The organism is [Lactobacillus] timonensis (assembly GCF_900240275.1).
GTDB lineage: Bacteria > Bacillota > Bacilli > Lactobacillales > Lactobacillaceae > Limosilactobacillus > Limosilactobacillus timonensis.
This window is the reverse complement of record NZ_LT964762.1, coordinates 1-6,791: the sequence shown is the minus strand read 5'-3', so window position 1 is coordinate 6,791 and position 6,791 is coordinate 1. Positions and strand designations below refer to the sequence as shown.

At 42.7% G+C, this 6,791-nt stretch carries 8 protein-coding genes and 3 pseudogenes; 8 read left to right on the top strand and 3 right to left on the bottom strand.

Annotation, left to right across the window (positions count from 1 at the left end; all coding sequences use genetic code 11):
- Together C1710_RS08385 and C1710_RS07885 are read right to left on the bottom strand one after the other, a co-directional pair.
- Positions 1 to 176, bottom strand: a pseudogene (locus C1710_RS08385) (IS3 family transposase); the annotation flags it as partial.
- Positions 177 to 185: 9 nt separating this feature from the next.
- Positions 186 to 976 (bottom strand): IS5 family transposase gene (locus tag C1710_RS07885; RefSeq protein ID WP_102281844.1). Its coding sequence is split into 2 segments (ribosomal slippage): positions 186 to 709 and positions 709 to 976, totalling 792 coding nucleotides; the frame shifts between segments, so codons are not numbered across the junction.
- A gap of 280 nt (positions 977 to 1,256) precedes the next feature.
- Here C1710_RS07885 and C1710_RS07880 point away from each other — a divergent pair.
- From C1710_RS07880 to C1710_RS08465, 8 genes and pseudogenes are all read left to right on the top strand, one after another.
- Positions 1,257 to 1,688 (top strand): CopY/TcrY family copper transport repressor, encoded by a 432-nt coding sequence (locus C1710_RS07880; protein WP_002817470.1) that lies wholly within the window; start codon positions 1,257 to 1,259, stop codon positions 1,686 to 1,688.
- 250 nt (positions 1,689 to 1,938) lie between these two features.
- Positions 1,939 to 4,134: a heavy metal translocating P-type ATPase gene (locus tag C1710_RS07875; RefSeq protein ID WP_102281842.1), complete on the top strand. Its 2,196-nt coding sequence runs from the start codon at positions 1,939 to 1,941 to the stop codon at positions 4,132 to 4,134.
- Positions 4,135 to 4,186: 52 nt separating this feature from the next.
- On the top strand, positions 4,187 to 4,351 hold the full coding sequence (locus tag C1710_RS08215) for a DUF2933 domain-containing protein (RefSeq protein ID WP_003688746.1): 165 nt from the start codon (positions 4,187 to 4,189) through the stop codon (positions 4,349 to 4,351).
- An 18-nt stretch (positions 4,352 to 4,369) separates the two neighbouring features.
- Positions 4,370 to 4,666, top strand: coding sequence for a hypothetical protein (locus tag C1710_RS07865; protein WP_002817475.1), 297 nt, complete (start codon positions 4,370 to 4,372; stop codon positions 4,664 to 4,666).
- 263 nt (positions 4,667 to 4,929) lie between these two features.
- Positions 4,930 to 5,769 (top strand): annotated as a pseudogene (locus C1710_RS07860) (IS256 family transposase); the annotation flags it as partial.
- Between the two features lie 20 nt (positions 5,770 to 5,789).
- A pseudogene (locus C1710_RS08485) lies at positions 5,790 to 5,873 on the top strand (PbsX family transcriptional regulator); the annotation flags it as partial.
- A gap of 18 nt (positions 5,874 to 5,891) precedes the next feature.
- Entirely contained in the window at positions 5,892 to 6,314 is a 423-nt protein-coding gene (locus C1710_RS07850) for a dihydrodipicolinate synthase family protein (RefSeq protein WP_235858020.1), read from the top strand.
- 70 nt (positions 6,315 to 6,384) lie between these two features.
- A complete protein-coding gene (locus C1710_RS08465) occupies positions 6,385 to 6,519 on the top strand; it encodes a hypothetical protein (protein ID WP_003645890.1) in 135 nt (44 codons plus the stop codon).
- A gap of 30 nt (positions 6,520 to 6,549) precedes the next feature.
- On the opposite strand, the gene C1710_RS08275 is transcribed toward C1710_RS08465, so the two are convergent.
- On the bottom strand, positions 6,550 to 6,791 hold a 242-nt coding region (locus C1710_RS08275; protein WP_204758473.1), incomplete at its 5' end, for a hypothetical protein.

The following is a 6,791-nucleotide window of genomic DNA, read 5'->3' as shown; positions in this document are numbered from 1 at the left end:
GGGTATTGACCGTATAGATCCAGAACAACGTGTAGACGGACTTTGTACTTACGAATGTTGTAGGCAATTTCCGTCGTGTCCGTCACCCACACCTGATTTGCGGCAGCTTGTTCAAACTGGCGGTTCAAAGTATTCTGTGCTTCATAAGTTTCCTGCTCCTGCACACGTTTTCTCTTAGAACCTGTCTAGTATCTTTTAAGAACTATCTTCAGGAAGGCCAATACAACCATTTGAAGACTGCTGTTAAGGGCACGTTCACAGTTTTTCCAAAGTCGCCGACATTTGTCTAGCCAACTCCATGAACGTTCAACGATCCATCGTTGCGGTAACACCGTGAACATATGCAACTCGTTGCGTTTAGCTACCGTCGTCTTAGCATTCAAAATGAGCTTCACCTGATCCGCAAAGTCATTGCCAGTGTAGCCACCATCAACCATGACATGCTGAACCAGCTCTAAATTTTGGCTAGCCAAACTAATAAACATAGCCAATGCACCTGAACGATCTGATACATTAGCTCGTGTCACGAGAACGGCTTGTGGTAAACCATTAATATCAACCGCCATATGACGCTTAATCCCTGAAATCTTTTTGCCGCCATCGTAGCCACTATTTTTCGTTAAATCAGTGGTTTTAACACTTTGAGCATCAACAATCACAAACGACGTTCGGGCCGATCGGCCCTGTGCAAAGCGATAGTAAGCAACAGTTTTTTTAAAAGACTTTCTAATAGTGAATCGGCTGTCGGGTCTGGTTTATCTCGCCACATATCGTAATAGTGGTAGACAGTGTGCCATTCCGGGAAATCGTGCGGTAATTCACGCCATTGACACCCTGTAGTAAGCGAGTAAAGGATGGCATTGAATACGTCACAAAGATCATAACGACGCGGTCTTGTATGCTTGCGGAAGTTTTCTAAATCAGGTTGTATTAACGCAAATTGCGCTCGAGAAATATTGCTTGGATAATCTGGCATGACAAACTCCTCAGTCGGTTTTCCACAATTCTACCAGATTCAGCAGATACTAGACAGGTTCTAAGAGGCATTTCACCATACTAACAAGAAAACCAAAAATTCCCAGATCATTAATTTAACATATCGTATCAAACCACGCCTGGAATATTATCTAGGCGTTTTTTTAATGTCATGGTATTTTCTGGCAGAAAGGTTGCATTATTGTAACTACAGTTGTAAACTAATAAGTGTTAAGAGGCTACAAACGTAAACTTAGAATTCAATTAATGGAGGAAGCCAATTGAAGGATGCAAAGAATGTAACCATCACCGATTCTGAATGGATGGTTATGAGAGCAATTTGGACAATGGGACATGCGACTAGTCGTGAACTAATCGATGCTATGAACGAATTAGAAGGCTGGTCAGCTTCAACAACCAAAACGCTACTTCACAGGTTGATTCAAAAACAGGCGGTTTCGCAGCATGGCGGCAGTCGACCATTCACGTATAAGCCGGTTGTTGGCGAGAAGGAATCAATGGCGGCAGCGGCAGATGATTTGTTTGACCATATGTGTGCGATGCGGGCTGGTTCAACAATTGCCGGCGTTATTCAGTCAAGGGAACTCTCACGGGCGGATATTGCGAACTTACAAGCGATTCTAGCTGAAAAGGCCAAAACAGCGCCCGAGGAAGTTCAGTGTAACTGCTTGCCAGGTGATCAAACGTGTTAAGACTGTGGTGTTCTGTTTACTTTTAGGATTGCTGCACAAAAATCCAGAATCTGGGATTTCTGATGGCGGAAACTTATGAATTTTTGTCGTAATTCTCATTCATATAGTGGCATGGTGCTCCGCAAAGCAGAAGCCTAAATATAAAAACCTGGTGGAAAAATCCCGAGCCCGGGGATTTCCACACAAGGAACTTATATTCCGGCTTCTAACCGCTTTGCTACGCACACTTATTTTTAGGGGGTCGATAATCATGGCAAATAAAGAGGACCATATGAACATGAAAAACATGAGTGCTAAGAATATGGAAAATAATGAATCAAATATGAGTCATATGGATCACGATATGACCGAAACGGATCATAATCAAATGAACATGGACCACGATATGGCTGAAATGGATCACAGCCAAATGAACATGAATCACGGTGATATGGATATGGCTGGGACTGACATGATGATGCACGGTGGCTCAATGATGCATATGGGGAATTTGAAAGTTAAATTTTGGGTCTCCGTTGTCTTAGCGATTCCAGTTTTACTGTTAGCACCAATCATGGGTTTAAACGTTTCCATCCTTAGTTTCAGTTCACCGCTAATTGTTGGCATTATCATCGTTTTGTTTGATACAGCACTTTACTTTTATGGCGGAATGCCATTTTTAAAGGGGGCTAAAGCGGAAATTCAGGATAAATCTCCTGAAATGATGACGCTAGTAACCCTTGGAATTTCCGTTTCGTATTTCTACAGTTTGTACGCATTTATTGCCAACAACTTCTTGAACCCGGCAAATCATGTAATGGATTTTTCGTTCGAACTTGCAACCCTGATTTTAATTATGCTTCTAGGACACTGGATTGAAATGAATGCATTGATGGGGGCTGGGAATGCCTTACAAAAGATGGCGGCCCTGTTGCCTAAGACGGCCCATCTAGTTACAGATAATGGTGAAACAAAAGAAGTGCCAGTATCTGATTTAAAAGTTGGTCAAGCTTTCCAAGTGCGTTCAGGTGAGAGTATTCCAGCCGATGGTGTTATTACGGCTGGGGAGTCGACCGTGAATGAAGCACTGGTAACCGGTGAATCTGCTGCCGTTCCCAAGAACGTTGGCGATAAGGTCATTGGTGGTGCAACCAACAATAACGGGACGCTAACGGTTAAAATTAGTGGTACTGGTGACTCCGGCTATCTTTCTCAAGTAATGAAAATGGTTCAAAATGCCCAGCAAGCTAAATCTAAAGCAGAAGATAAAGCTGATTTAGTTGCCAAGTATCTATTTTACGCGGCATTGGGTGTTGGGATTATTGCTTTCTTTGCCTGGTTACCCCAGGGATTGGCGACTGCAATGACGATCATGGTGACCGTCTTCGTGATTGCTTGCCCGCATGCATTAGGATTAGCGATTCCATTAGTGGTTTCTCGTTCTACTACGATTGGCGCTCAAAATGGGCTATTAGTTCGAAATCGCCAAGCCATTGAAGCAAGTCAACATGTTAGCCACGTTCTCTTGGATAAAACTGGCACGTTAACAGAAGGTAAATTTACGGTGAATGCATTGATTCCAAATGATGGGATTGACGAAACAACGTTATTAAGCCGACTGGCCGCCCTTGAAAATAATTCGACTCATCCGCTGGCCCAAGCAATCATTACTGAAGCCCAAGCGAAGGACATTGAAGTCGTTGCGGCTGAAAAGTCTCAAAATATTCCGGGCGTTGGGATTTCCGGTAATGTTGATGGCACTGACTATACGATTGTTAATGGTAACTATTTAACGAAGCAAGGGATCAGGTTTGACGAGGCCGCTGCTGATAAATGGGCTGCTAAGGGTAATTCCGTCAGCTTCCTATTGCAGGGCACCCAAGTTCAAGGAATGGTTGCTGAAGGCGACACCATCAAAGCGGGTGCTAAGGAATTAATTAGTGGTCTTCAGAGGCGAGGAATTACCCCCGTAATGCTCACTGGCGATAATCCAAAAGCCGCGGAACACGTTGCTAACTTACTAGGATTGACTGAATTCCATGCAGGCCTATTACCAGATGATAAGCAAAAGATTATTGCTGATTATCAAGCAAAGGGCAATCACGTCATCATGGTTGGTGACGGCGTAAATGACGCACCAAGTCTTGCCGCGGCCGATATTGGAATTGCAATTGGCGCCGGAACCGATGTTGCCATTGATTCCGCTGATGTTGTGTTGGTTAAATCAGAACCCAGCGATATTTTACATTTTCTTGATTTGGCTAAAATCACAAATCGGAAAATGGTTCAAAATCTCTGGTGGGGAGCAGGCTACAATATTGTCGCAATTCCACTCGCTGCCGGTGTGTTGTCATTTATTGGAATCATTCTAGACCCAGCCGTTGGTGCTGCGGTCATGGCAATGTCGACAATTATCGTGGCAATTAATGCGATGGGATTGACTGGTGAAAAGATTAAAAACGTGTAATTAAGTGATGACAAAAACTTATTATAGAAACAAAGCAAAAGGAAGTGAAACTATGTCACAATGGATTCTGATAGCCCTTTTTCTTCTAGCACACCCACTCATGATGCTATTTATGCACAAGGGTATGCACGGTGGCTCTGGTAGTATGGGCGGCTGTGGAAACAACACTCAACAAAATTCCAATAATACTGAAAAGCCACGTAAAAAAGTCAATTAACTTGGGGGTATATATTATATGAAAATATTAACTGGTAGTCGCGGTGATGAGGTCCATGAACACCTTTACGAAAATGGTCAAAGACGGGTTGGTCATCGTATACTAAAGAAAAATACAGTGACAAACAACGGAGAATTTCACCCTGTACCTGGAAATATAGTTCTCATTCCCTTAAAAGGGACGGTGAAACTGACCACACCAGATCAAGAATGTACAATCAAAAATGGTCAACTTGCAATACTTGGACCAACTGATAGTTTTTACTTAACTGCAATTGATGATGTTGAATTTGTCGGTGTTGTTGATATTAAATAGCTCAAAAAGAGTGTCACATGGCACTCTTTTTTATATATGCTGGCTTCTCCATATTTACGACACATATGACTGTTTTAATAAAGTGTATTTCAAAAAAATGGAGGAGACAAAGTTGAAATTAACGCAGAGAAATATGCCTACTTTAGTTACCGCACTAACATTAACAGATGTTACACTCTCCACTGGAAAAAAACTGCGGTTATGTCCGTATAATTGGTGTAAATTCTAAATAGGACTTTGTGAAATCTGAAAGGAACTTCATTATGCCAAAGGTTGAATTAAATTTAGAAGATGACGAATTAAAGGAACTATTACTAGGTGATCGGGATAAGGCCATGCAATCAATTATGACCAAGATCCTTGACGAAATTCTTAAGTCCGAAGCGACTGAGCAGATTAAAGCTAAGGCTTATGAACGTTCGGATGAACGAACCAATTCACGGCATGGTTATCGGGTTCGTCAGCTTACCACCCGCGTAGGGTCTCTAGAACTACACGTTCCTAAACTCCGTCATGGCAATTTTTCAACACAGCTGTTCAAACGCTACCAGCGTAGTGAGCAGGCCTTTGATTTGGCATTAATGGAAATGGTAATCCAAGGTGTTTCAACACGTAAAGTAGCTGAGATTACTAAGAAGTTATGTAGGACAACCTTTTCTAAAAGTACGGTCTCGGCTTTATGCAATAATTTGGACGACCAAGTGCTGGATTTTAACCGACGTCCCCTTACGCAAAAGTATGCTTTTGTGTATGCCGATGCAATTTTATTTAAGGTACACCGTGGTCACGTTGTGACAAGTAATAGCTTACTCGTTGCGATTGGAATCGACCCTAGCGGTCGTCGAGAAGTGCTCGGTTTTGATATCGGTGATAGTGAATCAAAAGCTGCATGGATGGACTTCTTTAGTGAACTTAAACAGCGGGGCCTTACCAACGTTGATATGTTTGTTTCAGACGCTCATTGTGGCTTAAAGGATGCAATCACTACGCAATTTCAGGGTAGCCTTTGGCAGAGATGTCAATTTCATTGTAGTAATGACTGTACAAGTATTCTGGCACTCAAGGATCGTAAAGAAGTTGCTAACCGACTCAAAGATTTATTTAGGCGAATTGTAGAATGAGGTTAGCCAGTCATTGGCAAGATGACGGGAAAAGGGATCACGAGCTTGATTGGGGAAAGTCAGAAGGTAATGAACTTCAATGGTAAGCCAAGGTGATATATTTTATGTTAACTTTAATCCAAGCCGTGGTCATGAACAGAATTGGAATCAAACAATGTGGTTCCGATGAAGAATTGGCCGCAATTGTTGAAAAGACGCCTAAAGATTTTCTCGTTTACACGGGCGAAGATGCTCAGAGCTTGACCACCCTCGTCTTGGGTGGTCAGGGAACGATTTCAGTGGCGAGTCATTTATTTGGAAATGAAATGGCGACGATGCGCCGCGCCTTGAACCACGGCGATATCACCCAAGCAGGGCAAATTCAACGACGTTTAATGCCGAAGATGGCAGCACTATTCACACAACCCTCACCGGCACCCGTCAAAGCGGCGCTGAACGCCCAACACTGGTTAGTCGGAAGCACGCGCCTACCAATTTTACCGTTAACCACCAATGAACAAAGTCAACTACTCAACAGCTTAAAATAATGCAGAACGGTTGGTAGTACCTGGCAAAGGCGCGTATACTGAAACTAAAATAATTAGGAAAGTGGTGACCATGATGTGCGGTTGGGCTTTTACTGGCGGTATGCCCTTTATGTGGATGGGTGGCGGCTTGGGCATTATCAGCTTACTGATTCTGTTAGCCGTTGGTGCTTACTTTTTAGGGACACGTTCACGCCATCACGATTAAAGTTCTCATTGGGATAATCAAAAAAGACTTTCAAGGCACGGCTTGATAAAGTGAACCCTTAAAATTGGACATCTTTATTAAGCTGCTTTCTGGACGGTAAGTTCCCGGTATTTTACGGCTCTTTGTCAAATCCTGTTGACAGGTAGGGGCTGTGACATAAGTCCCTAATAAAAAATGGATCTCGATGAAATCTTCGGATTTCATTGAGATCCATTTTCCTTTAAAATAAATAGAAAAGGCATCGACCGGACCGTCGATGCCTCCCAAAATAC

Excerpts from the sequence above, each read along its gene's own strand:
- C1710_RS07875 (WP_102281842.1), top strand. The coding sequence starts at position 1,939 with ATGGCAAATAAAGAGGACCATATGAACATGAAAAACATGAGTGCTAAG.
- C1710_RS08215 (WP_003688746.1), top strand. The coding sequence starts at position 4,187 with ATGTCACAATGGATTCTGATAGCCCTTTTTCTTCTAGCACACCCACTC.
- C1710_RS07865 (WP_002817475.1), top strand. The coding sequence starts at position 4,370 with ATGAAAATATTAACTGGTAGTCGCGGTGATGAGGTCCATGAACACCTT.
- C1710_RS07850 (WP_235858020.1), top strand. The coding sequence starts at position 5,892 with ATGTTAACTTTAATCCAAGCCGTGGTCATGAACAGAATTGGAATCAAA.
- C1710_RS08465 (WP_003645890.1), top strand. The coding sequence starts at position 6,385 with ATGATGTGCGGTTGGGCTTTTACTGGCGGTATGCCCTTTATGTGGATG.